Genomic DNA, 21855 nt, shown 5'->3' on the forward strand with positions numbered 1-21855 from the left:
CCCGTCCGGTGGTCCGGAGCGCGACCCGTGGCCCGTCCGGCTCAGTCGGTGATGCCCTCCGCCGCGCGCTTCTCGCGCAGTTCCTTGATGGCGCGGCGCCGGGCGAGCCGGTGGGTGCGCCGGATCTGCGCCTCCTGGTAGCGGCGCTCGTCCCGCTCGGTCTCCGGGACGACCGGCGGTACCGCCCGGGGCTTGCCGTCCGCGTCGACGGCGGCGAAGACGAGGTAGGCGGTGCCGACCTGCTGGGCCGGGGTGGACTCGTTCCAGCGCTCGGCCATGACCCGTACGCCGACCTCCATGGAGGACCGGCCGGTCCAGTTGACCTGCGCGTGCACATGGACGAGGTCGCCGATCCTGACCGGCTCCAGGAAGACCATCTCGTCCATGGACGCGGTGACCGCGGGCCCGCCGGAGTGACGGCCGGCGACGGCGCCCGCCGCGTCGTCCACCAGTTTCATGATCACGCCACCGTGCACCGTACCGAGGAGATTGGTGTCATTGCCGGTCATGATGTGGCTGAGAGTGGTGCGCGACGCCGAGGTCGGCTTTCCCTCCAGCCGGGGAGCCTGATCTGTCATGCCCTCCACCCTATGCCCGAGTCCGTCACGGTCTTCACGGTCCTCCGGCCGCCTCCCGTGGCCGTCCGCCGGGTCCGTTCTGCATCAGGTTGGCTACAGCCCCGGCCCGATCTCCCACCCGCCCTGTCGGGCGCCGGGAGGGGGCCTGCACACTGGTCCGCATGAATGACTGGCCTGATCGATGGACCGACGACGGCGAGGGGCAGTACGGCCGCGGCAGCGCCGGCGCCCAACCCGAGGGCGCTCGGGCGATGCGCCATGTGCGGCGGCCCACGGTCCCCCCGGTTCCGCCCCAGCAGACCCAGGGTTACGACGACGGCTACGGCCGGGACGGCCGGGCCGCCGGGTACGACAGCGGTTACAACACCGGCCAGGTCTACGGCTCCCCGCAGGGCGGCGGCCGGGGCGGCGCGCGCATACCGACCGCGTCCCCGCAGGCCGCCCCGGACTGGGGCCGGCGGCTGAAGGTGGGTTCGGTCGTCGCGCTGGTGGCGATCCTGGGCACCACCATCGGTACGTACTTCTGGGCCGACGGCAAGATGCGCCGCGAGGTGGACCTGGCCAAGGTCATCGAGCGCCCCGCGGAGGGCGACTGCACCACCTACCTGATCGTCGGCTCCGACAGCCGTGAGGGCATGTCCGCCGAGGAGAAGAAGAAGCTGCACACCGGCTCCGCCGAGGGCAAGCGCACCGACTCGATGATGATCCTGGCCGCCTGCGGCAGCGGGAACACCATGATCTCGCTGCCCCGCGACTCGGACGTGGAGATCCCGTCCTTCGTCGGCTCGGAGTCCGGCAAGAAGTTCCCGGCCCAGGGCCGCCGGGTGAAGCTGAACGCCGCGTACGCGGAGGACGGCCCCGAGCTGCTGGTGCGCACCGTCGAGCACAACACCGGGCTGCGCATCGACCACTACGCCGAGATCGGCTTCGCCGGCTTCGCGAACATCGTGGACGCGCTGGGCGGCGTCGAGATGGACATCCCCAAGGCCTTCAAGGACAAGAAGTCCGGCGCCGACTTCCAGGCCGGCAAGCAGACCCTCAACGGCGAGCAGTCCCTCGCCTTCGTCCGCACCCGGTACGCGTTCGCCGGCTCGGACCTGGACCGGACGAAGAACCAGCAGAAGTTCCTGGCGACGCTGGCGAACCAGGCGGCCACGCCCGGCACGCTCCTGAACCCCTTCCGGCTCTACCCGACCCTCGGCGCCGGTCTGGACACCCTGATCGTCGACAAGGACATGTCCCTGTTCGACCTGGGTGAGATGTTCTTCGCGATGAAGGGCATCAGCGGGGGCGACGGCAAGTCGATGAACATCCCGATCCAGGGCAGCACGGGCGGCAACCTGGTCTGGGACAAGGCGAAGATCCGGCAGCTGGTCCAGCAGATCCAGAACGACGAGAAGGTCACGGTCACCGGCGACTGACGGCCCCAGGACGAAGGCCCGCACCCCGGCTGCGCGGTGCGGGCCCTTGCCTGTCGGTCAGCCACCGGCCGCGTACGCGACGAAGTCCGCCCATGCCTGCGCCTTGGAGCCGAGCTGGGGACCGGGCACGTCCTTGGAGTCGCGGACGTGGACGGTGCCAACGGCGGACGCCACCGCGACGTATGCCGGGCCGTCATGACTGCTGTAGCCACTCTTGAACCACTGCAAGGCACGGCCCCGTCCAAGGTGTTGCCGGTCAGGTCTCTCCCAGCACTTTTCCATGCAGACCAGAGCCCCAGCGTGCCATCGCAGTACCGTCCTCGAACTTCAACAGTTCGAATCGGCCGCCCATCCCAGCATGATCCTCCCGGTCCGTCGGCATCACCTGAATCTCAACGTTTCTCAACTGGCCGAAACCATAGCCAGCCTCGCCCGCCTGCTCACCTCGGCCCAATGGCCGCTTGGGGGCTCGCGCCGGACACGGCCATGCCCATCCGTTCGACTCCGACGCCGGAAGACCCAGCCGCAGCGGTGGCGGCGGCTGGGCCGGAATGCCGCTACGGGCAGGTCTCACCGAACTTCACGGCCGTCAGCGTGACCGGTTGTCCGGTGAGCACGGTCCCCGGCGCCGGCTCCTGGGCGCAGACCTCCCAGTTCGACTCCACCAGGATCATGCGCCCTTCGGGCAGCGCGTCCTCCACGGTGAGACTGGTCGAGGCATCCAGTGCTTGGCGCACGGCCTTCACGGACTTGCCTGTGGCGTCCGGCATCTTGCCGCCGGCCGATGGGGCGCCGCCGCTGGTGTCCTTGGCCGGGCAGTTCTCCTCCAGCTTCACCGTGCCGAAGTCGATGCTCGTGTCGGTGGAGTGCTTGCCCGGCGGGGGATTCTGCGAGCAGACCTTCCAGTTCCGGTCCGAGACCTGATTTCGGCCCCGGTCGAGCGCGTCGTGCGAGGTGAGACTGTAGAAGCCCAGTTCCTGGGCCCTGTCCTGAGCGGACTGCAACCCCGTGCCCACGAAGCTGGGCAGCTGTGCGCTGCTCGGCTTCGAGTTGGGCGCGGGTGCGGGCGAGCCGACGCCGGTGCCGGTGCCCTGCGTGTTATTCGGCGGCGCCGGGTCGGTCGGGCTGGTGGTGTCGTCGCAGCCGGTGAGCAGCAGAAATGCCGTGGCCGCGAGTGCGGTGATGGTCGTGCGGGTGCGCATGGTCCCCCCATGGCCGCTCTGAATGAGAGAGGTGTTCATGATGCCGGGTCGCGGGGCGCGTGGTGCGCGTTTCAACCAGATCGACGATACGTCTGCGCGGCCGAGAGGTCGGCGCTCGGACGACGCCCATGGACCCCACCGGTGACGCGTCGCCTTTCGCTGCCGACGAGGGCCGGCACCATACGCGCGGGAACTCGGCAGGCTGAACCGGAGGGATGGCGGGCACGCATAGTTATTAGACGGATACGCTGTGTACACAGAGCGTCGATGGGACGGTCTGCGTGGCAGTTAGGAGGCGTTTGTGGCACAAGCACGGGAAGCGCGACACGGATCGGTGGTCAATCCCCCGTCCAGGGCACAGAAGTACCTCGCGGAGTGGCAGGCCGCCGGCCTGGAGTCGGGGAAGTTCTTCCCGGCGACGGAAGCCGGCCTCAAGGACCCGTACGCACCGGACGACACGCCCAACGTCCAGCCGCCCCAGGACGGTCGGATCGCAAGCGCCGGCAAGGATTTCGCCGTGAAGCTCGACGAGCCCGACTCGGTGCAGAACTGGGACAAGCACCCGGTGCCCGCGGGCCGGACACTGGACATCACCTGGAGCTACCACGCCCGGCACAAGACGCGCCGCTGGAACTACTTCCTCACCAGGAACGGCTGGGATCCGGCAGCGCCGCTGACACGGGCACAGTTCGACTCCGCACCGATCGCCACCTTCCAGAACGACGGCCAACCGTACTGGGAAGCCGATCTCATGCCGGAGGACCCGACCATCCACAGCGTCACGCTGCCCAGTGACCGTCAGGGGTACCACGTGCTGTTGTCGGCGTGGGAGGTCGCCGATACCGGCAACGCCTTCTACCAGGTCATCGACCTCGACATCACGTAGTTCAGCGCGGGTCGCGCCCCCAACCGCAACGCCCCGTCGCCTTCATCAGCGACGGGGCGTTGCGGTGATCGAGCGCCCTCACGTGGCGGTGCCTCGGGCGCGGCCGAACGCCCGCAGGCAGCACCGGCCACCGGGTCCGGCACGGTGCGGAGCCGGGCCAGGGCTACGGCAGGTTGCGGGCCATGACGATGCGCTGGACCTGGTTGGTGCCCTCGTAGATCTGGGTGATCTTGGCGTCGCGCATCATGCGCTCGACCGGGTAGTCGCGCGTGTAGCCGTAGCCGCCGAGGAGCTGGACCGCGTCGGTGGTGATCTCCATGGCGACGTCCGAGGCGAAACACTTGGCGGCGGCGCCGAAGAAGGTCAGGTCGCCGTCGACGCGCTCGGACTTGGCGGCGGCCGAGTAGGTGAGCTGGCGGGCGGCCTCCAGCTTCATCGCCATGTCGGCGAGCATGAACTGCACGCCCTGGAAGTCGGCGATCGGCTTGCCGAACTGCTTGCGCTCCTGGACGTAGCCCTTGGCGTAGTCCAGGGCGCCCTGGGCGATGCCGAGGGCCTGGGCCGCGATGGTGATGCGGGTGTGGTCCAGGGTCTTCATCGCGGTGGCGAAGCCCGTACCCTCCTCGCCGATCATGCGGTCGGCCGGGATGCGTACGTTGTCCAGGTAGACCTCGCGGGTGGGCGAGCCCTTGATGCCGAGCTTCTTCTCCGGCGCGCCGAAGGAGACACCCTCGTCGGACTTCTCCACGACGAACGCCGAGATGCCCTTGGACCGCTTGGTGGGGTCGGTGACGGCCATCACCGTGTAGAAGTCGGAGACACCCGCGTTGGTGATCCAGCGCTTCACGCCGTTGAGGACCCAGAAGTCGCCGTCGCGGACGGCCTTGGTCTTCATGCCGGCCGCGTCCGAGCCGGCGTCCGGCTCGGAGAGGCAGTACGAGAACATCGCGTCGCCCTTGGCGAGCGGGCCCAGGTACTTCTTCTTCAGCTCCTCGGAGCCGGAGAGGATCACCGGCAGCGAGCCCAGCTTGTTCACGGCCGGGATCAGGGAGGACGACGCGCAGACGCGGGCCACCTCCTCGATGACGATCACGGTCGCCAGCGCGTCGGCGCCCGCGCCGCCGTACGTCTCGGGGACGTGCACCGCGTGCAGGTCGGAGGAGACCAGGGCGTCCAGCGCCTCCTGCGGGAAGCGCGCCTCCTCGTCCACGGCTGCGGCGAACGGGAGGATCTTGGCCTCGGCGAGCGAGCGGACGGTGTCCCGGAGCATGTCGTGCTCTTCGGACGGGCGGTACAGATCGAAGTCAGGCGTTCCCGCCACTATTTCTCACTCCCCTGGACTGCTGCTAACTACCGTTAAGTAACCCAATTTTAGTCGGCGGCGCCCACCGGGCATACGTGAGTTTGGCGACAACGCCGCCCCTGCGGGAACGGTGCCCGGAGCCGACCGCGACTATGCTCGGGCCCGCCCTCCCTCCCGTACGTCAATGGAGCACCGTATGGCCCTCAAGATCACCGTGATCGGCACCGGATACCTCGGCGCCACCCATGCGGCGGCCATGGCGGAGCTGGGCTTCGAGGTGCTCGGCCTCGACGTCGTGCCCGAGAAGATCGAGATGCTGTCGGCCGGCCGGGTGCCGATGTACGAGCCGGGCCTGGAGGAGCTGCTGCGCAAGCATGTGGCGGGCATCGAGGGGTCGACGGGCCGGCTGCGCTTCACGACCTCGTGGGAGGAGGTCGGGGAGTTCGGTGACGTCCACTTCGTCTGTGTGAACACTCCGCAGAAGCACGGTGACTACGCGTGCGACATGAGTTACGTGGACTCCGCCTTCGCCTCGCTGGCGCCCCACCTGAGGCGGCCCGCGCTGGTGGTCGGCAAGTCGACCGTGCCGGTCGGCAGTGCCGAGCGGCTGGCCCGCCTCCTCGCGGACCGGGCGCCGGTCGGGGCGGACGCCGAGCTGGCGTGGAACCCGGAGTTCCTGCGGGAGGGCTTCGCCGTCCAGGACACCCTGCGCCCCGACCGGATCGTGGTGGGCGTGGAGAGCGCGGCGGCCGAGAAGCTGCTGCGCGAGGTGTACGCCACTCCGGTGGAGGAGGGGTCGCCGTTCGTCGTGACGGACTTCCCCACGGCCGAGCTGGTGAAGACCGCCGCCAACTCCTTCCTGGCGACGAAGATCTCCTTCATCAACGCCATGGCGGAGGTCTGCGAGGCGGCGGGCGGTGACGTCGTCAGGCTGGCCGAGGCCATCGGATACGACGAGCGGATCGGCGCCAAGTTCCTGCGGGCGGGCATCGGCTTCGGCGGTGGCTGCCTGCCCAAGGACATCCGGGCGTTCATGGCGCGGGCGGGCGAGCTCGGCGCCGACCAGGCCCTCACCTTCCTGCGCGAGATCGACTCCATCAACATGCGCCGCCGCGTCCAGATGGTCGGCATGGCACGGGAGGCGCTCGGCAACGGCTCCTTCCTCGGCAAGCGGGTGGCGGTGCTCGGCGCGGCGTTCAAGCCGGACTCCGACGACGTCCGCGACTCGCCCGCGTTGAACGTGGCCGGTCAGATCCACCTCCAGGGCGGCCAGGTCACGGTGTACGACCCGAAGGGCATGGACAACGCCCGCCGGCTGTTCCCGACCCTCGGGTACGCCGAGAGTGCGCTGGAGGCGGTGCGGGGCGCCGACGTGGTGCTGCACCTGACCGAGTGGCGCGAGTTTGGGGAGCTGGACCCGGAGGAGCTGGGCCAGGTCGTGGCCGACCGCCTCATCCTGGACGGCCGCAACGCCCTGGACCCGGCGCGCTGGCGCGGCGCGGGCTGGACCTACCGCGCGATGGGCCGCCCCCGGGCCTGACCCGGGCGTCGCCGCCGGGGGCCCGGCCACGGCGGCCGACTGGCCGGTTTCCATCGGTTCACCCGGCCGTGGTGAGGGCACTCGTTGCGTCTACGTGATCATCTCCGTGACCGCCGAGGAGGACGAACGATGGCGTTCGCCAGCCTGACCCTGACCGCGATCGACTGCCCCGACCCGTACCGGCTCGCCGAGTTCTACGCCGCCGTCCTGGGCGGCGAGGTGACGAACGGCCCCGGTGAGGAAGGCCACTGGGTGGAGCTGCGGCTGCCGGACGGGCAGCGGCTGGCCTTCCAGCGGGCGCCGGGGTTGCGCGCGCCGGACTGGCCGCGTGCCGACGACAATTCCCAGCAGCTCCACCTCGACCTCTCGGTGGTGGACATCGACACGGCGCACGAGCGGGTGCTGGAGCTGGGCGCCCGGCCGCTGGACGTGGACGACGACGGCGGCAAGCGGAACTTCCGGGTGTACGCCGATCCGGCCGGGCACCCGTTCTGCCTGGTGAGGGAGTAGCGGCCGGCCGCCGGCCCCGGGCCGGGCCGCTCAGGCACCGGGCCGCTCCGGCCCCCCGTCCCGCCCCGGTCGCCCGTCCGTGCCCGGGTGCTCGGTCGCCCGTCCGTGCCCGGGTGCCGTCAGCGCCCCGGGCCGTCCAGTTCCTCGATCGTGGCCCGGGACGGGCCGCGGTCCAGCGCCGCCGCGCGTGCCGCGTACTCCGCCTCGCGCATCACCCGGGCCGCGTTGCCCCAGGTCAGGGCCGCGATGTCGGCTTCCGGCCAGCCCCGGTGCAGCAGCTCGGCGATGAGGTACGGGTAGCAGGAGGCGTCCTCCAGGCCCACCGTGTGCGGAGCGTCCGTCGCCGTGCCGTACGAGCCGGCCAGGCCGACGCACCCCGGGCCGGCGACGGCGCGCACATGGTCGAGGTGGTCGGCCACGTCCAGCAGCGTGGCGGGGGCCGTGCTGCGGGCGACCTGGGCGGGCGCGAAGCTCACCATGCACACCCCGGCGTTGGCCCGCAGCCGGCGCAGGGCCTCGTCGGTGACGTTCGCCGGGTGTCCGGTGAGGGCGCGGGCGGCCGAGCGCGACAGGATGACCGGCGCCCGGGTGACGGCGAGGACGTGACGCGTCGTGTCGGCGGTGGCCCCCGAGAGGTCGACCAGGACGCCCAGGCGGTTCATCTCGCGGACCACCTCCTCCCCGAAGCGGGTCAGCCCCCCGGCGGCCCAGCGGGTGCCGGCCACGCTCGCGCTGCGCACCCCGAGCGCGTGGTAGGCCCGCAGGGTCGCCAGTGAGTCGCCCAGGGCGGGCCCGGAGACCGGGCCGAGCAGCGAGGCCACGCGGGCACCGTTGCGGGCGTCGGTCATGTCCGCGGCGGTCAGGGCGAGGCGCAGCGCCTCGGGGCAGGACTCGATGAGGGCGCGCACCGCGTCGGCCCGGTCGAGGGTGCCGCTGATGCTGCCGTCGCCGCCGGGGGTGTCCGGGCCGGGCGGGTCGACGTGCAGCGACCAGAACTGGGCGCCGACGCCGCCGGCGCGAATACGGGGTATGTCGGTGTCCAGGGAGCTCTCGCCGTGCTCCAGCGCGTGCCAGGGGGTGCGGGTGAGCTCCCGGGCCAGTGTGTTGTGCCCGTCGACCACCGGGTGGGCGGCCAGCAGCACCCGGGCCCGCTCCAGATTCACCTCGGCCGCGGCGGGGGCCTCGGCGGTGCGCGGTGGTTCGTCCGGTTCACCGACCGCGAAGGGCGCGGCGTACGGGTGGTCGTGCAGGTCTGCCATGACGGGAGCTCCGCTCGGGGGCGGCGGGTGCGAGCCGATAGGGCCACGGTGGCACGGGCGGGGCGGGGGGTCGCGGCGGCGTACTGCGTCCGGGTGACTCCCGGCCGGCCGGGCGGGCGGGGCCCAGCGACGCGGGCGGGCGCTCCGCGCGGCGGGTGGGCGCTCCCGGCGGACGCATCCCGCGGGGCCGCGGGATGCCGTCCGCCGGCCGCTGTCCTCGGCCACACCGGCGTACCGGCGCACGGGCACGCACGGGCGCACGGGCGCACCGGGCTCAGCCCGGCCGGGCCGGCGGCGCTCAGGAGGCCGGGGCGTCCAGGGAGGCCAGGGTCGCGTTGGGTACCGGACGGGAGTGGAGGGAGCGGGACACCGCTTCGGCGTCGCGCAGGGCGCGGACCGGGTTGTGCCAGGTGAGCCGGGCGATGTCGGAGCGCGACCAGCCCCGGGACAGCAGCTCCGCGATCAGGTTCGGGTAGCCCGCCACGTCGTCCAGGCCGGACGGGGTGAAGGCCGTGCCGTCGAAGTCGCCGCCGATGCCGATGTGGGCGATGCCGGCGACCTCCCGCATGTGGTCGAGGTGGTCCGCCACCGTGGCGGCGGTCGCCACCGGGCGCGGGCGGGAGGCTTCGAACGCCTGGTGGACCCGCATGGCCTCCGGGGTGGTGTCCAGGGGGTGGAAGCCGTGCGCCCGCATGTTCTCGTCGGCCCGCCGGGTCCACTCCACCGCCGCCGGGAGGATGAACTTCGGTACGAACGTGGCCATGGCGACGCCGCCGTTGGCCGGGAGCAGGGCGAGGACGTCGTCGGGGACGTTGCGCGGGTGGTCGCAAACCGCCCGGGCGGAGGAGTGGGAGAAGATCACCGGCGCCTCGGACGTGGCGAGGGCGTCGCGCATCGTGCTGGCCGCCACGTGCGAGAGGTCGACCAGCATGCCGAGACGGTTCATCTCGCGGACCACTTCGCGGCCGAAGGCGGACAGGCCGCCCACGCCCGGCTCGTCCGTCGCCGAGTCGGCCCACGGCACGTTGTCGTTGTGGGTGAGCGTCATGTAGCGCACGCCCAGGGCGTACAGGGCGCGCAGGGTGGCCAGCGAGTTGTTGATGGAGTGGCCGCCCTCGGCGCCCTTCAGGGACGCGATGCGGCCCGAGGCCCGCGCCGCCTCCATGTCGTCGGCGGTGAGCGCGGGCGCCAGGTCCCGCGGGTAGCGGGCGAGGAGCTGGTCGACGCAGTCGATCTGCTCCAGCGTCGCGCTGACCGCGTCGTCGCCCGCCATGTCGCTGCGGACGTACACCGACCAGAACTGGGCGCCGACCCCGCCGGCCCGCAGCCGGGGGATGTCGGTGTGGAGGCGGCCGGTCTGGTCCGCCGCGATGTCGAGGCGGTCCAGGTCGTACCGGGCGTGCTGGCGCAGACCCCAGGGCAGGTCGTTGTGGCCGTCCACCACGGGGTGTTCGGCGAGCAGCGCGCGGGCCTCGGCCAGCCGGTCGGCGGCCGTCACCTGGCGAAACCGAACGAGGCCGAGCCGTCGACCTTCGTGCGCAGCCGCTTGCCCTTCTCCGTCGCCTGGTCGTTCAGCTCCTGCTGGAACTCCGTCATCCGGTTGCGCAGCTCCTCGTCCGCGGTGGCCAGGATGCGGGCGGCCAGCAGGCCGGCGTTGCGCGCGCCGGCCACCGAGACGGTGGCGACCGGCACGCCGGCCGGCATCTGGACGATGGACAGCAGGGAGTCCATGCCGTCCAGGTACTTCAGCGGGACGGGCACGCCGATCACCGGCAGCGGGGTGACGGAGGCGAGCATGCCGGGCAGGTGGGCGGCGCCGCCCGCGCCGGCGATGACGGCCTTCAGGCCCCGGCCGGCGGCCTGCTCGCCGTAGGTGATCATTTCGCGCGGCATGCGGTGCGCGGAGACGACGTCGACCTCGTACGGGATCTCGAACTCGTCGAGGGCCTGCGCGGCGGCCTCCATGACCGGCCAGTCCGAGTCCGAGCCCATGACGATGCCCACGAGCGGCGAGAGGGGATTACTCAACGATCGTTCCTCGCAGATAGCCGGCGGCGTGACGGGCGCGCTCCAGCACGTCGTCCAGGTCGTCGCCGTAGGTGTTGACGTGCCCCACCTTGCGGCCGGGCTTCACGTCCTTGCCGTACATGTGGATCTTGAGCTGGGGGTCACGGGCCATGCAGTGCAGGTAGGCCTGGTACATGTCCGGGTAGTCGCCGCCCAGCACGTTGCACATGACCGTCCACTTCGCCCTGGGGCGCGGGTCGCCGAGCGGCAGGTCCAGCACGGCGCGCACATGGTTGGCGAACTGCGAGGTGACGGCGCCGTCCTGGCTCCAGTGCCCGGAGTTGTGCGGGCGCATGGCGAGCTCGTTGACGAGGATGCGGCCGTCGCGCGTCTCGAACAGCTCGACGGCGAGGTGGCCGACGACGTCCAGCTCCCGGGCGATGTTCAGAGCCAGCTCCTGGGCCTGCCCGGCGAGCTCGTCCGACAGGCCGGGCGCGGGGGCGATCACCGTGTCGCACACGCCGTCGACCTGCTGGGACTCCACCACCGGATAGGCCACGGCCTGGCCGTGCGGGGAGCGGACGATGTTCGCCGCCAGCTCGCGGACGAAGTCCACCTTCTCCTCGGCGAGGACCGGCACGCCGGCCAGGAACGGGTCACGGGCCTCCTCCGGCGACCGGACGACCCACACGCCCTTGCCGTCGTACCCGCCGCGGACCGTCTTGAGGATGACGGGGAAGCCCCCGGCCTCCTCGGCGAAGGCGGCCACGTCGGCCGGGTCGGTCACGATGCGGTGCCGGGGGCACGGCGCGCCGATCGCGGTGAGCTTCGCGCGCATCACGCCCTTGTCCTGGGCGTGCACCAACGCGTCGGGCCCCGGGCGGACGGGAATGCCTTCCGCCTCCAGGGCCCTGAGGTGCTCGGTGGGTACGTGCTCGTGATCGAAGGTGATCACGTCGCACCCCCGCGCGAAGTCACGCAGCGTGCCCAGGTCGCGGTAGTCGCCGATGACGACATCGCTCACCACCTGGGCCGCGGAGTCCTGCGGGGTGTCACTGAGGAGCTTGAATCTGATGCCGAGGGGGATGCCCGCCTCGTGGGTCATACGGGCGAGCTGACCGCCGCCGACCATGCCGACTACCGGAAACGTCACCCTCTCAGGGTATCCGGCGCCGGTGCGGGCCCGGCACCCCTCCGGGGTGAGGTGCGGCCACTCCCGAGCGTCACCCGCGAGGGGTGGTTAGCATGGTTTGGTTGACCGAACCGACCGGACGGGGCTGAGGAATCACCATGAGTGAACGAGGCTCACTGCGCGTGCGGCTGGACCTGCTCCTCCGGGAGGTCGCCAAGTTCGGTCTGATCGGCGGTCTGGGCCTGTTGGTCAACATGGCCGTGTTCAACCTGGTGCGCCACACCACCGACATCCCCGTCGTACGGGCGAGCCTGCTGGCCACCGTGGTCGCGATCGTCTTCAACTACGTGGGCTTCCGGTACTTCACCTACCGGGACCGGGACAAGAGCGGCCGCACCAGGGAACTGACCCTCTTCCTGCTGTTCAGCCTGGTCGGGCTGGTCATCGAGAACGGCGTGCTCTACACCGCGACGTACGGCTTCGGCTGGGACAGCCCCCTGGAGAGCAACTTCTTCAAGTTCTCCGGCATCGCGGTGGCGACGCTGTTCCGCTTCTGGTCGTACCGCACCTGGGTGTTCCGCGCGCTGCCGGTCGGTGCGACGCCGGCGGTGGCGGCGGAGGCCATCCTGGAGCAGCGCCGGCACCGGCCCACCGAGCCGGCCGGCCGCCGCTAGCCTCGCGCGGCCCCCGGCCGGCACCGGCGGCCGGGGGACACGGTCAGTGGGCGGCGTACGGGCGGCGGACACGGTCGGTGGGCGGCGGTCAGCGGACGGTCTTCGGCTCTTCGGCGGCCGGTCCGTCGTCGCGGCCCGGGACCTCCCGGCTCAGGAACAGCGCGAAGACCGGCGGCTGCTGCTGGAGCAGCTCCAGGCGCCCGCCGTCCGCCTCCGCCAGGTCGCGGGCGACGGCCAGGCCGATCCCGGTGGAGTTGCGCCCGCTGATGGTCCGCTCGAAGATCCGCGCCCCCAGGTCGGCCGGGACGCCCGGGCCCTCGTCGGTGACCTCCACCACGGCCTGGTTGCCGGTGACGCGGGTGCGCAGGGCGACCGTGCCGCCGCCGTGCATGAGCGAGTTCTCGATCAGCGCCGCCAGCACCTGGGCGACCGCGCCGGGGGTGCCGACGGCCCGCATGCCGACCTTGCCGGAGCGCACGATCGCCCGGCCCGCGCTGCGGTAGGCCGGCCGCCACTCCTCGATCTGCTGCTTGACGACCTCGTCCAGGTCGAAGGCGATCGCGGAACCGGTCCGGGGGTCCCGGGAGTTCGTCAGCAGCCGCTCCACCACGTCGGTGAGCCGCTCGACCTGGGTGAGGGCGATGTGCGCCTCCTCCTTGACCGTCCCCGGCTCGTCGGTGACGGAGATCTCCTCCAGCCGCATGGACAGCGCCGTCAGGGGCGTACGGAGCTGGTGCGAGGCGTCGGCGGCCAGGCGCCGCTCGGCGGTGAGCATCCGGGCGATCCGCTCGGCGGAGGCGTCCAGGACGTCCGCGACCCGGTCCAGCTCCGGCACCCCGTACCGCTTGTGGCGCGGCCGGGGATCGCCGGAGCCCAGCCGCTCGGCGGTCTCGGCGAGGTCGGTGAGCGGGGACGCCAGCCTGTTGGCCTGCCGTACGGCCAGCAGGACGGCGGCCACCACGGCGAGCAGCGCCACGGCGCCGATGATCAACAAGGTGCGGCCGACCTCGCGGGTGACGGTGGAGCGGGACTCCTCGACGGTCACCTTCTCGCCCCGCTCACCGGGGGCGGTACCGCGGATGACGCTGCCTCGGGGCCGCTCGCCGATCTCGATGGGGGCACGGCCGGGGATCTCGATCAGCGCGTACCGCTTGGCGCCGCTCTGCTCGGCCAGGATGTCCGGGTTGACCGGCTCGCCGCCGACCAGCCGGCTCTCCACGATGCTGATCAGGCGCACCGCCTCGGAGTCCACGCTCTCCTGGGCGCTGCTGCTGATGGTGCGGGTCTCCACGATGACCAGGGAGACCCCGAAGACAGCGATGACGACGAGCACCACGGCGAGCGTGGAGCTGATCAGCCGACGGCGCACGGGCGGAACCTAGCTCTTCTCGAAGCGGAAGCCCACGCCCCGGACGGTGGCGATGTAGCGGGGGTTGGCGGCGTCGTCACCGAGCTTCTTGCGCAGCCAGGAGATGTGCATGTCCAGGGTCTTGGTGGACGACCACCAGGTGGTGTCCCAGACCTCGCGCATCAGCTGGTCGCGGGTGACGACCCGGCCGGCGTCCCGGACCAGGACCCGCAGCAGGTCGAACTCCTTCGCGGTGAGCTGCAGCTCCTCCTCGCCCATCCAGGCGCGGTGCGACTCCACGTCGATGCGCACGCCGTGGGTGGCGGGGGCGGGGGCCGGCTCGCTGGCACCGCGCCGCAGCAGCGCCCGTACCCGGGCGAGCAACTCGGCCAGCCGGAACGGCTTGGTGACGTAGTCGTCGGCGCCGGCGTCCAGGCCGACCACGGTGTCCACCTCGTCGGCGCGGGCGGTGAGCACCAGGATCGGCACCGTGTGCCCGTCGGCCCGCAGCCGACGGGCCACTTCCAGCCCGTCCATGCCGGGGAGCCCGAGGTCCAGTACGACCATGTCCACGCCGCCCTGGAGTCCGGTGTCGAGCGCGGTGGGTCCGTCCTCGCGCACCTCGACCTCGTAACCCTCCCGCCGCAGGGCGCGGGCCAGCGGTTCCGAGATGGATGCGTCGTCCTCGGCGAGCAGTACACGGGTCATGCAGTGATGGTAGTCCGCGCCGGCGGACGGCCGCCGGGCGATCGCCGACCGGCCGTCAGGCGGCCGTGGGACAGGGCGACATCCTGGCGGACACGGCGGAACGGGGGCGCGTGGTTCCAGTGGGGCATGTGATCCATATCTCAAGTCCTTCCATATGCCACACTGTCGTGTCGTATGGTGGCGAGACGCCTGATGCATTACTGGGGACCTTTGGCCTGATTTCAGCGCCGAGGGTCTCTTTTCTGCGCGGGGCCGGCTCTGCCAGCCTTGACCAGTGAATGACCTGGGCCGGGCCCCATCGCGCGACCTCGCGCTCCGGGGCGTGGATCCCGGTGCGATCCGTTCCTCGCCTCCGTACGCCAGTACGGGGGCGAACCCTCGTGGGCGTGAGGGTCGGCCGGACCCCGCGCCGGTGCCGGCCACCCCACCGGGCGCGTGACCGCTCACGAAGCAGCGCGTCCCGAGCAAACAAGGATCGACCATGGCGTCCAGCCTGACGAAGGACTCGGCCAGTACCCCTGGTACCGAGAAGACCTTCCTCGGCCACCCCCGCGGCCTGGCCAACCTCTTCATGACCGAGATGTGGGAGCGCTACAGCTTCTACGGCATGCGGGCCCTGCTCGTGCTCTACCTGTCGGCCTCCGTGGCCAAGGGTGGTCTCGGCTTCGACACGGCAACCGCCGTCGCCATCTACTCCGTCTACAACGCGATGGTCTACCTGCTCGCCCTGCCGGGCGGCTGGTTCGGCGACCGCGTGTGGGGTGCCCGGAAGACCGTGGCGATCTCCGGCACGATCATCATGATCGGCCACTTCATGCTGGCCCTGCCGATGGAGATCTCCTTCTTCATCGGTCTGGCCTTCATCGCCGCCGGTTCCGGTCTGCTCAAGGCCAACATCTCCACGATGGTGGGCCACCTCTACCGGGACAAGAACGACCCACGCCGCGACGGTGGCTTCACGATCTTCTACATGGGCATCAACCTCGGTGCCTTCGTCGCCCCGCTGACCATCGGTTACGTGGGTCAGAAGATCAACTGGCACTACGGCTTCGCCATGGCCGGTGTCGGCATGGCCCTGGGCCTGGCCTTCTTCTTCATGGGCTTCCGCAACCTGGCGCCGGAGTCCAGCCAGGTGCCCGCCCCGCTGTCGGACGCCGAGCGCGCCGGCATCGTCAAGAAGGCCCTGATCTGGCTGGCCGTGGCGGCCGTCGCGTACGGCGTCGTGGGTGTGACCGGCAAGCTGAGCATCGACTGGGTGCTGTGGCCGCTGACCATCCTGGGTCTGGTCCTGCCCGCCTGGTACCTGCTGCGCATCAAGCGCGACACCGACCTGGCGCCGGTCGAGCGCTCGCGGATGTCCGCGTACGTCTGGTTCTTCGTGGCCGCCGCCGCCTTCTGGGGCATCTACGACCAGACCGGCTCGACGCTGAGCCTGTTCGCCGAGAACAACACCGCGGGCTCGCTGTTCGGATTCGAGTTCCCGGCCAGCTGGTTCCAGTCGCTGAACCCGCTCTACGTCATGGCGCTGGCCCCGGTCTTCGCCTGGCTGTGGGTGGCGCTGGCCCGCCGCTCCAAGGAGCCGAGCACCCTGGTGAAGTTCACGATGGGCCTGGTGCTGATCGGCGCCTCGTTCTTCGTGATGATGCTGGCCCAGACCGCCTCCGCCGGTGGCGTCCAGGTCACCCCGCTGTGGCTGTGCTCGGTCTACCTGATCCAGACCGTCGGTGAGCTCACGCTCTCCCCGGTCGGCCTGTCGCTGACGACGAAGCTGGCCCCGGTCAAGTACGCGTCGCAGATGATGGGCGTCTGGTTCCTGGCCGTCACCGCCGGCGACTCGGTCATCGCCCTGCTCCAGCTGCTGGGCGCGCCGACCGACACCGAGTGGTGGTTCGCCAGCCAGGGCGCGCTGGCCATGATCGCCGGTGTCGCGATCTACATGTACCGCAAGAAGGTGCAGCCGCTGATGGGCGGTGTGCACTGAGCACCCGCTCCGTACGGTGGTGAAGGCCGCCGCCCCGGCTCCCGGCCGGCGCGGCGGCCTTCGCCGTACCGGCCCGCCTCCACGGGCGTGGTGCCCCTGGCCGGCCCGAGGCGCCCGGGACGGCGCTCGGCGCCGCCGGGACCCGCCGGGAGGCGGGGCACGCCGGGAGCGGGAGGCGGCGGCGGCGAGGGAACGACGAAGAGCACGCCGTGAGCATGACGCGGCGTGCTGCGTGTACGGTTTCGGGCGCCCAGGCGCCCGGGTGCCTACGCGGGCGCGGCGAGCTCCGCCCAGACCGTCTTGCCCGGCCGGTCGGGGGAACGGACGACCCCCCAGTCCAGACAGAGGCGCTGGACGATGAACATGCCGTGGCCGCCGGGGCGTCCGGCTCGGTGCGGGGTGCGCGGGGCGGGCTGGCCCGGACCCCGGTCCTCGACCTCCAGGCGCAGCACCTTGGCGTCCAGTGAGACGCGCAGTTCCTCGGGTCCCTCGGCGTGCAGGCAGGCGTTGGTGACCAGCTCGGAGACGACCAGCAGGACGTCCTCGGCGGCGGCGCGGCGGTCGGCCGTGGGGGCGGGCATCCAGCCCCAGTCGTACAGGGCCTGGCGGGTGAAGTCGCGGGCGAGCGGGACGACCCCGCTGGCGCTGCCCAGTGCGAGCCTGCGCATCCCTGGCCGTCCCCCGTCCGTGTTCGACGACGCCTCCGGCGCGGTGGGCGGTGGCGCGGCATACACGGAGCCACCGCCGACGACGCCGGACCCGCCCGACTCGGGGCCGAGGTCGCTCGGCGGATGCTGCTGGGTGGTGCCCATCAGCGCTTCACCTCACCGATTCACCAGTTCACGTTCACCAATTCGCCATTACATCGATACAGAGAGTGGGGGATCCCGCTTCCCGGCTCTCCATACAGTGCCGCGGGGTTCTTCTGCCCGGCCCTACCGGGACGACACCCGCTTTGTCCGCCCGGCGCGTGGCGCGGGCGGCGGCCCCCGGCAAGGGGCCCGGCGACGCCGCTCAGCCGGCGAGCGCCTCTTCCACCGACGCGTGCACGGTGAAGACCGCTTCCGCGCCGGTGATCTCGAAGACCCGGGCCACCACGGGCTGCATGCCTGCCAGATGGACCCCTCCGCCCGCCGCCTCGGCCCTCAGCCGTGCGCCGAGCAGCACATTGAGCCCGGTGGAGTCACAGAAGGCGAGCTGGGAGCAGTCGATCACCAGTCGCGCGCAGCCGCGGTCGAGCGCGGCGTCCAAGGGCTCGCGCAACAGTTCCGCGGTGTGGTGATCGAGCTCACCCGCCGGAGTGACCACCTCACTCCGGCCCTCCGTGCGGACCCCGACCTTGAGTCGGCCCTGATTAGCACTGCCGACCGTCCCGCGGTCCATGCCGCCCCTCTTCGCCGATGCCGTTGAGTCGGTAGAACATTACGCCTTCTGCCCGACGGCCGGTAGTCGGACTCCGTCTTAAATCGGACCTATGGAACAATTGACACTTGCAACGATCCCGGGAGAGCGGGTAGGGCTAGTAGGACAACGACGACCACGGCCGGCTTCGGAGGCGCCGCACACCGCAGCTCACGTGTTTGAGGCATCGGCGGCCATATGCCGAGAACGATGGAGGAGACCATGTCACCCCGGCTCGACGAGACGCGTACCCAGGACGCGGCGTCGGCAACTGTGCCCCTCGAGTTCGATCCGACGGAGCGGACGGATCAGACGGACCCGGCCGACCAGGCCGGTCGGCCCGTCGCACTCGAATCCCTTGAGATCCCGCCGTACGACGAGGTGGGAGCGCTCGACGCACGGGCCCTGTCCAAGACGCTCTTCACGCGGCTCGAAGCCCTTGAGGAGGGCACGCACGAGCACGCGTACGTCCGCAACACCCTGGTCGAGCTCAACCTCGCCCTGGTCAAGTTCGCCGCCTCCCGGTTCCGCTCCCGAAGCGAGCCGATGGAGGACATCATCCAGGTCGGCACCATCGGTCTCATCAAGGCCATCGACCGCTTCGAACTCAGCCGAGGGGTCGAGTTCCCCACATTCGCGATGCCAACCATCGTGGGGGAGATCAAGCGCTTCTTCCGCGACACCTCCTGGTCGGTGCGGGTGCCCCGCCGCCTCCAGGAGCTCCGCCTGGACCTCGCCAAGGCCGGTGACGAACTGGCCCAGCAGCTCGACCGGTCCCCGACGGTGGCCGAGCTCGCCGAGCGGCTCGGCATCACCAAGGAGGAGGTCGTCGAGGGCATGACGGCGAGCAACGCGTACACCGCGAGCTCGCTCGACGCCCAGCCCGACGAGGACGACAGCGAGGGCGCGCTGGCCGACCGCATCGGCTACGAGGACCACGGGCTGGAGGGCATCGAGTACATCGAGTCCCTGAAGCCGCTGATCGCCTCGCTGCCCGCGCGCGACCGCAAGATCCTGTCGCTGCGCTTCGTCGCCGGGCTGACCCAGTCCGAGATCGGCGAGGAGCTCAACATCTCCCAGATGCACGTGTCCCGGCTGCTCTCCCGCACCCTGGGCAAGCTCCGCAAGGGCCTGACCCTGGAGGAGTAGGCCCGGCTCCCCCGCCTTCCCGAAGGGGCCCGTTCCGGCGCGGAACGGGCCCCGTCGACGGCCCGGTGCGGCCCGGACCGCCCCCAGCCCGGCGCTCAGGGGCGGTCACATGGCGTACGCCGCTGCGGAAGGGCTGGCGCGCGGCCCCGTCGGCCGGGGAGTGCCGGTACGTGCCACCGGGCCGGCTCGGGCGGCACCCGGCGGCGTGCCGCTGGTGCCGCCCGGTGGCCGGGTGCCGGTGGCACCCGTCGACGGCGCCGTCCTCTTCGCCGTCCTGGCGTCCTCTTCGCCGTCCTGGCGGCGGGCCAGCGCCCGGGTTCCGTGGGACTGCGCCGCCGTGGGTCAGCGGGACAGCGCCGCTGTGACGGCCGCCTCGGCGTGCAGCCGGGTGGTGGGGAAGACCGGCACGGGGCTGTGCTCCGGCTGGATCAGCAGCTCGATCTCGGTGCAGCCCAGCACGACGCCCTCGGCGCCGTCGGCGGCCAGTTGGTCGATGATCCGCCGGCAGGCCGCGCGGGAGGAGTCCCGGACGACACCGCGGCACAGCTCCTCGTAGATGACGCGGTGCACCTCGGCCCGCCCGGCCGCGTCGGGCGTCAGCACGGTGACCCCGTGCCGGGCGGCGAGCCGGTCCCGGTAGAAGTCCTGCTCCATGGTGAAGGCGGTGCCGAGCAGCCCGACGGTCCGCAGCCCCGCCGCGCGCACGGCGTCGGCGGTCGCGTCGGCCAGGTGCAGCAGCGGCACCGGCACCGCGGCCTGCACCTGGTCGGCGACCTTGTGCATGGTGTTGGTACAGATCAGCAGCAGGTCGGCCCCGGCGGCGGAGAGCCCTCGCGCCGCCTCGGCGAGGACCTCGCCGGCCTGCTCCCACTCACCGGTGGCCTGGAGCCTTTCGATGTCGGCGAAGTCGACGGAGTGCAGGAGGCAGCGGGCCGAGTGCAGCCCGCCGAGCCGCTCGCGTACGAGCTCGTTGAGGAGCCGGTAGTACAGGGCGCTGGATTCCCAGCTCATGCCGCCGATCAGGCCGATGGTCTTCATCGGCCCAGGCTGCCATGCGGCCGGTCCCCGGCCCGCACCCGGGCGGGGGGCCGGGAGCGGGGCCGGTCCGGGTGCGGGGCCGGCCCGCGTCAGGCGAGGGCGATCAGTTCCCCGTACTCCTCGTTCCACAGGTCCTCCTCGCCGTCCGGCAGCAGCAGGACGCGCTCCGGGCGCAGCGCCGCGACGGCGCCCTCGTCATGGGTGACCATCACGACGGCGCCCGGATAGGCGTCCACCGCCGCCAGCACCTCGTCGCGCGACGCCGGATCGAGGTTGTTGGTGGGCTCGTCCAGCAGCAGCACGTTCGCCCCGGAGTGGACCAGGCCGGCCAGGGCCAGGCGGGTCCGCTCACCACCGGAGAGCACCCCGGCCGGTTTGTCCGCGTCCTCGCCGCCGAACAGGAACGCCCCCAGCACCCGGCGCACCTCACCGTCCGTCAGGTGCGGCGCCGCGACGGCCAGGTTCTCCCGTACGGTGCGGGCGCGGTCGAGCGTGCCGTGCTCCTGGTCGAAGTAGCCCAGCCGCAGCCCGGGCCCGCGCGCCACCCGCCCCGCGTCGGGACGTTCCCGGCCGGCCAGCAGTTTGAGCAGGGTGCTCTTGCCCGCGCCGTTGAGGCCGAGGACCACCAGACGGCTGCCCCGGTCGACCGCGAGGTCAACGCCGGTGAGCACCCGGTGGGACCCGTACGCCTTGGTCAGACCGACCGCGCCGAGCGGTGTCCGGCCGCAGGGGGCCGGTTCCGGCAGGCGGATCCTGGCCACCTTCTCGGTGCGCCGTACCGGGTCCAGCTCCGCCAGCATCCGGTCGGCCCGACGGGCCATGTTGCGGGCCGCGGTGGCGGTGGCGACATGGGCGCGCATCCGGTCGGCCTGAGTGCGCAGGGCGGCCGCCTTGCGCTCGGCGGCGGCCCGCTCGCGGGCGCGGCGCCGGTCGTCGGCGGCGCGCTGGGCGAGGTAGGCCCGCCAGCCGGTGTTGTGCACGTCGAGGGCGGCGCGGTGCGGGTCGAGGTGGAAGACCCGGTTGACGGTGGCGTCGAGGAGCCCGGTGTCGTGGCTGATCAGGACCAGTCCGCCCCGGTGTGCGGCCAGGAAGCCGCGCAGCCAGCCGACCGAGTCGGCGTCCAGGTGGTTGGTCGGTTCGTCGAGCAGCAGCGTGTCGTGTCCGGCGAACAGGACGCGGGCCAGCTCGACGCGGCGGCGCTGCCCGCCGGACAGTTCGCCGACCGGCTGGTCGAGGACCCGGCCGGGCAGCCCCAGCCCGGCGGCGACCCGCGCCACCTCGGCCTCGGCGGCGTACCCGCCCCGGGCCTGGAAGTCGGCCTCGGCCCGGGCGTAACGGGCCAGTGCCCGTTCCAGGCCGGCCCCGGCGGCCCCGGCCATGGCGGTCTCGGCGGCCCTCAGCTCCCGTACTGCCCGGTCGAGGCCCCGGGCGGAGAGGATGCGGTCGGTGACGGTGATGGCCGGGTCGGCGGCCCGGGGGTCCTGGGCGAGGTGGCCGACGGAGCCGGTGCGCCGGACCTGGCCGGCGGCCGGCCGGTCGTACCCGGCGAGGATCCTCATCAGGGTGGACTTGCCGGCCCCGTTGCGGCCGACCAGGCCGACCCGGTCGCCGGGGGCGATGTGGAAGGAGATGCCGGCCAGCAGCAGCCGGGCGCCGACGCGCACGTCGGCGGCACTAACGGTGATCATGGGATGACGCTCCGGAGAAGCGGGAGGACA

At 71.9% G+C, this 21855-nt stretch carries 21 protein-coding genes and 1 pseudogene; 7 read left to right on the plus strand and 15 right to left on the minus strand.

Annotation, left to right across the window (positions count from 1 at the left end):
- Positions 1-41 precede the first annotated feature (41 nt).
- Positions 42-578 carry an acyl-CoA thioesterase gene (locus AB0H53_RS11975; RefSeq protein WP_362110250.1) on the minus strand — a complete coding sequence of 179 codons (537 nt, stop codon included), beginning with the start codon at positions 576-578 and terminating at the stop codon, positions 42-44.
- 161 nt (positions 579-739) lie between these two features.
- Between AB0H53_RS11975 and AB0H53_RS11980 the strand changes: the two genes are divergently transcribed.
- A complete protein-coding gene (locus AB0H53_RS11980; protein ID WP_362110253.1) occupies positions 740-1999 on the plus strand; it encodes an LCP family protein in 1260 nt (419 codons plus the stop codon).
- Between the two features lie 57 nt (positions 2000-2056).
- Here AB0H53_RS11980 and AB0H53_RS11985 read toward each other — a convergent pair whose 3' ends face one another.
- The 3 genes and pseudogenes from AB0H53_RS11985 to AB0H53_RS11995 form a co-directional block, all read right to left on the minus strand.
- Positions 2057-2281 carry a DUF397 domain-containing protein gene (locus tag AB0H53_RS11985; protein ID WP_362110256.1) on the minus strand — a complete coding sequence of 75 codons (225 nt, stop codon included), beginning with the start codon at positions 2279-2281 and terminating at the stop codon, positions 2057-2059.
- Positions 2282-2303: 22 nt separating this feature from the next.
- Positions 2304-2411: pseudogene (locus tag AB0H53_RS11990) on the minus strand (Scr1 family TA system antitoxin-like transcriptional regulator); the annotation flags it as partial.
- A gap of 145 nt (positions 2412-2556) precedes the next feature.
- Positions 2557-3201, minus strand: coding sequence for a hypothetical protein (locus AB0H53_RS11995; RefSeq protein WP_362110259.1), 645 nt, complete (start codon positions 3199-3201; stop codon positions 2557-2559).
- A gap of 301 nt (positions 3202-3502) precedes the next feature.
- Here AB0H53_RS11995 and AB0H53_RS12000 point away from each other — a divergent pair, with 301 nt between their 5' ends.
- The gene (locus tag AB0H53_RS12000) at positions 3503-4087 is read left to right on the plus strand and encodes a lytic polysaccharide monooxygenase auxiliary activity family 9 protein (RefSeq protein ID WP_362110262.1); all 585 of its coding nucleotides are present in this window, start codon (positions 3503-3505) and stop codon (positions 4085-4087) included.
- Positions 4088-4250: 163 nt separating this feature from the next.
- Here AB0H53_RS12000 and AB0H53_RS12005 read toward each other — a convergent pair whose 3' ends face one another.
- Positions 4251-5408 (minus strand): acyl-CoA dehydrogenase, encoded by a 1158-nt coding sequence (locus AB0H53_RS12005; protein ID WP_362110265.1) that lies wholly within the window; start codon positions 5406-5408, stop codon positions 4251-4253.
- A 178-nt stretch (positions 5409-5586) separates the two neighbouring features.
- Between AB0H53_RS12005 and AB0H53_RS12010 the strand changes: the two genes are divergently transcribed.
- Together AB0H53_RS12010 and AB0H53_RS12015 are read left to right on the plus strand one after the other, a co-directional pair.
- Positions 5587-6930, plus strand: coding sequence for a UDP-glucose/GDP-mannose dehydrogenase family protein (locus tag AB0H53_RS12010; protein ID WP_362110268.1), 1344 nt, complete (start codon positions 5587-5589; stop codon positions 6928-6930).
- Positions 6931-7059: 129 nt separating this feature from the next.
- The gene (locus AB0H53_RS12015) at positions 7060-7440 is read left to right on the plus strand and encodes a VOC family protein (RefSeq protein WP_362110271.1); all 381 of its coding nucleotides are present in this window, start codon (positions 7060-7062) and stop codon (positions 7438-7440) included.
- 119 nt (positions 7441-7559) lie between these two features.
- On the opposite strand, the gene AB0H53_RS12020 is transcribed toward AB0H53_RS12015, so the two are convergent.
- From AB0H53_RS12020 to AB0H53_RS12035, 4 genes are all read right to left on the minus strand, one after another.
- Positions 7560-8699 (minus strand): dipeptidase, encoded by a 1140-nt coding sequence (locus tag AB0H53_RS12020; RefSeq protein ID WP_362110274.1) that lies wholly within the window; start codon positions 8697-8699, stop codon positions 7560-7562.
- A gap of 298 nt (positions 8700-8997) precedes the next feature.
- Positions 8998-10197, minus strand: a complete 1200-nt coding sequence (locus AB0H53_RS12025; protein WP_362110277.1) for a dipeptidase — start codon at positions 10195-10197, stop codon at positions 8998-9000.
- A complete protein-coding gene (gene purE / locus AB0H53_RS12030) occupies positions 10194-10691 on the minus strand; it encodes a 5-(carboxyamino)imidazole ribonucleotide mutase (RefSeq protein ID WP_362110651.1) in 498 nt (165 codons plus the stop codon). Before purE ends, AB0H53_RS12025 begins: the two co-directional genes overlap by 4 nt.
- A gap of 28 nt (positions 10692-10719) precedes the next feature.
- Positions 10720-11859: a 5-(carboxyamino)imidazole ribonucleotide synthase gene (locus tag AB0H53_RS12035; protein ID WP_362110280.1), complete on the minus strand. Its 1140-nt coding sequence runs from the start codon at positions 11857-11859 to the stop codon at positions 10720-10722.
- Positions 11860-11996: 137 nt separating this feature from the next.
- Between AB0H53_RS12035 and AB0H53_RS12040 the strand changes: the two genes are divergently transcribed.
- Positions 11997-12512 carry a GtrA family protein gene (locus tag AB0H53_RS12040; protein ID WP_362110283.1) on the plus strand — a complete coding sequence of 172 codons (516 nt, stop codon included), beginning with the start codon at positions 11997-11999 and terminating at the stop codon, positions 12510-12512.
- 88 nt (positions 12513-12600) lie between these two features.
- On the opposite strand, the gene AB0H53_RS12045 is transcribed toward AB0H53_RS12040, so the two are convergent.
- Complete coding sequence (locus AB0H53_RS12045; protein WP_362110286.1) at positions 12601-13881, minus strand: ATP-binding protein; 1281 nt, start codon at positions 13879-13881, stop codon at positions 12601-12603.
- Positions 13882-13890: 9 nt separating this feature from the next.
- Positions 13891-14568, minus strand: coding sequence for a response regulator transcription factor (locus AB0H53_RS12050; protein WP_362110289.1), 678 nt, complete (start codon positions 14566-14568; stop codon positions 13891-13893).
- A 481-nt stretch (positions 14569-15049) separates the two neighbouring features.
- On the opposite strand from AB0H53_RS12050, the gene AB0H53_RS12055 reads away from it, so the two are divergent.
- Positions 15050-16549: an oligopeptide:H+ symporter gene (locus AB0H53_RS12055; protein WP_362110292.1), complete on the plus strand. Its 1500-nt coding sequence runs from the start codon at positions 15050-15052 to the stop codon at positions 16547-16549.
- Positions 16550-16815: 266 nt separating this feature from the next.
- Here the strand turns inward: AB0H53_RS12055 and AB0H53_RS12060 are convergent, their stop codons facing one another.
- Together AB0H53_RS12060 and AB0H53_RS12065 are read right to left on the minus strand one after the other, a co-directional pair.
- The gene (locus AB0H53_RS12060) at positions 16816-17361 is read right to left on the minus strand and encodes an ATP-binding protein (RefSeq protein ID WP_362110295.1); all 546 of its coding nucleotides are present in this window, start codon (positions 17359-17361) and stop codon (positions 16816-16818) included.
- A gap of 202 nt (positions 17362-17563) precedes the next feature.
- Positions 17564-17932 carry an STAS domain-containing protein gene (locus tag AB0H53_RS12065; protein WP_362110298.1) on the minus strand — a complete coding sequence of 123 codons (369 nt, stop codon included), beginning with the start codon at positions 17930-17932 and terminating at the stop codon, positions 17564-17566.
- A gap of 228 nt (positions 17933-18160) precedes the next feature.
- Here AB0H53_RS12065 and AB0H53_RS12070 point away from each other — a divergent pair, with 228 nt between their 5' ends.
- Positions 18161-19099, plus strand: a complete 939-nt coding sequence (locus AB0H53_RS12070) for an RNA polymerase sigma factor SigF (protein WP_362110301.1) — start codon at positions 18161-18163, stop codon at positions 19097-19099.
- A 342-nt stretch (positions 19100-19441) separates the two neighbouring features.
- Here the strand turns inward: AB0H53_RS12070 and AB0H53_RS12075 are convergent, their stop codons facing one another.
- Both AB0H53_RS12075 and AB0H53_RS12080 read right to left on the minus strand, forming a co-directional pair.
- Entirely contained in the window at positions 19442-20137 is a 696-nt protein-coding gene (locus AB0H53_RS12075) for an aspartate/glutamate racemase family protein (RefSeq protein WP_362110304.1), read from the minus strand.
- A gap of 89 nt (positions 20138-20226) precedes the next feature.
- A complete protein-coding gene (locus AB0H53_RS12080; RefSeq protein ID WP_362110307.1) occupies positions 20227-21825 on the minus strand; it encodes an ABC-F family ATP-binding cassette domain-containing protein in 1599 nt (532 codons plus the stop codon).
- Between the last annotated feature and the right edge of the window lie 30 nt (positions 21826-21855).

The sequence above is a fragment of the Streptomyces sp. NPDC050856 genome (genome assembly GCF_040653855.1).
In the GTDB taxonomy this organism is placed as follows: Bacteria; Actinomycetota; Actinomycetes; order Streptomycetales; family Streptomycetaceae; genus Streptomyces.

Coding starts and splice junctions, on each gene's coding strand:
- AB0H53_RS11975 (WP_362110250.1), bottom strand. CDS start 578: ATGACAGATCAGGCTCCCCGGCTGGAGGGAAAGCCGACCTCGGCGTCG.
- AB0H53_RS11980 (WP_362110253.1), top strand. CDS start 740: ATGAATGACTGGCCTGATCGATGGACCGACGACGGCGAGGGGCAGTAC.
- AB0H53_RS11985 (WP_362110256.1), bottom strand. CDS start 2,281: ATGGAAAAGTGCTGGGAGAGACCTGACCGGCAACACCTTGGACGGGGC.
- AB0H53_RS11995 (WP_362110259.1), bottom strand. CDS start 3,201: ATGCGCACCCGCACGACCATCACCGCACTCGCGGCCACGGCATTTCTG.
- AB0H53_RS12010 (WP_362110268.1), top strand. CDS start 5,587: ATGGCCCTCAAGATCACCGTGATCGGCACCGGATACCTCGGCGCCACC.
- AB0H53_RS12015 (WP_362110271.1), top strand. CDS start 7,060: ATGGCGTTCGCCAGCCTGACCCTGACCGCGATCGACTGCCCCGACCCG.
- AB0H53_RS12020 (WP_362110274.1), bottom strand. CDS start 8,699: ATGGCAGACCTGCACGACCACCCGTACGCCGCGCCCTTCGCGGTCGGT.
- purE (WP_362110651.1), bottom strand. CDS start 10,691: ATGGGCTCGGACTCGGACTGGCCGGTCATGGAGGCCGCCGCGCAGGCC.
- AB0H53_RS12040 (WP_362110283.1), top strand. CDS start 11,997: ATGAGTGAACGAGGCTCACTGCGCGTGCGGCTGGACCTGCTCCTCCGG.
- AB0H53_RS12050 (WP_362110289.1), bottom strand. CDS start 14,568: ATGACCCGTGTACTGCTCGCCGAGGACGACGCATCCATCTCGGAACCG.
- AB0H53_RS12055 (WP_362110292.1), top strand. CDS start 15,050: ATGGCGTCCAGCCTGACGAAGGACTCGGCCAGTACCCCTGGTACCGAG.
- AB0H53_RS12060 (WP_362110295.1), bottom strand. CDS start 17,361: ATGGGCACCACCCAGCAGCATCCGCCGAGCGACCTCGGCCCCGAGTCG.
- AB0H53_RS12065 (WP_362110298.1), bottom strand. CDS start 17,932: ATGGACCGCGGGACGGTCGGCAGTGCTAATCAGGGCCGACTCAAGGTC.
- AB0H53_RS12070 (WP_362110301.1), top strand. CDS start 18,161: ATGGAGGAGACCATGTCACCCCGGCTCGACGAGACGCGTACCCAGGAC.
- AB0H53_RS12075 (WP_362110304.1), bottom strand. CDS start 20,137: ATGAAGACCATCGGCCTGATCGGCGGCATGAGCTGGGAATCCAGCGCC.
- AB0H53_RS12080 (WP_362110307.1), bottom strand. CDS start 21,825: ATGATCACCGTTAGTGCCGCCGACGTGCGCGTCGGCGCCCGGCTGCTG.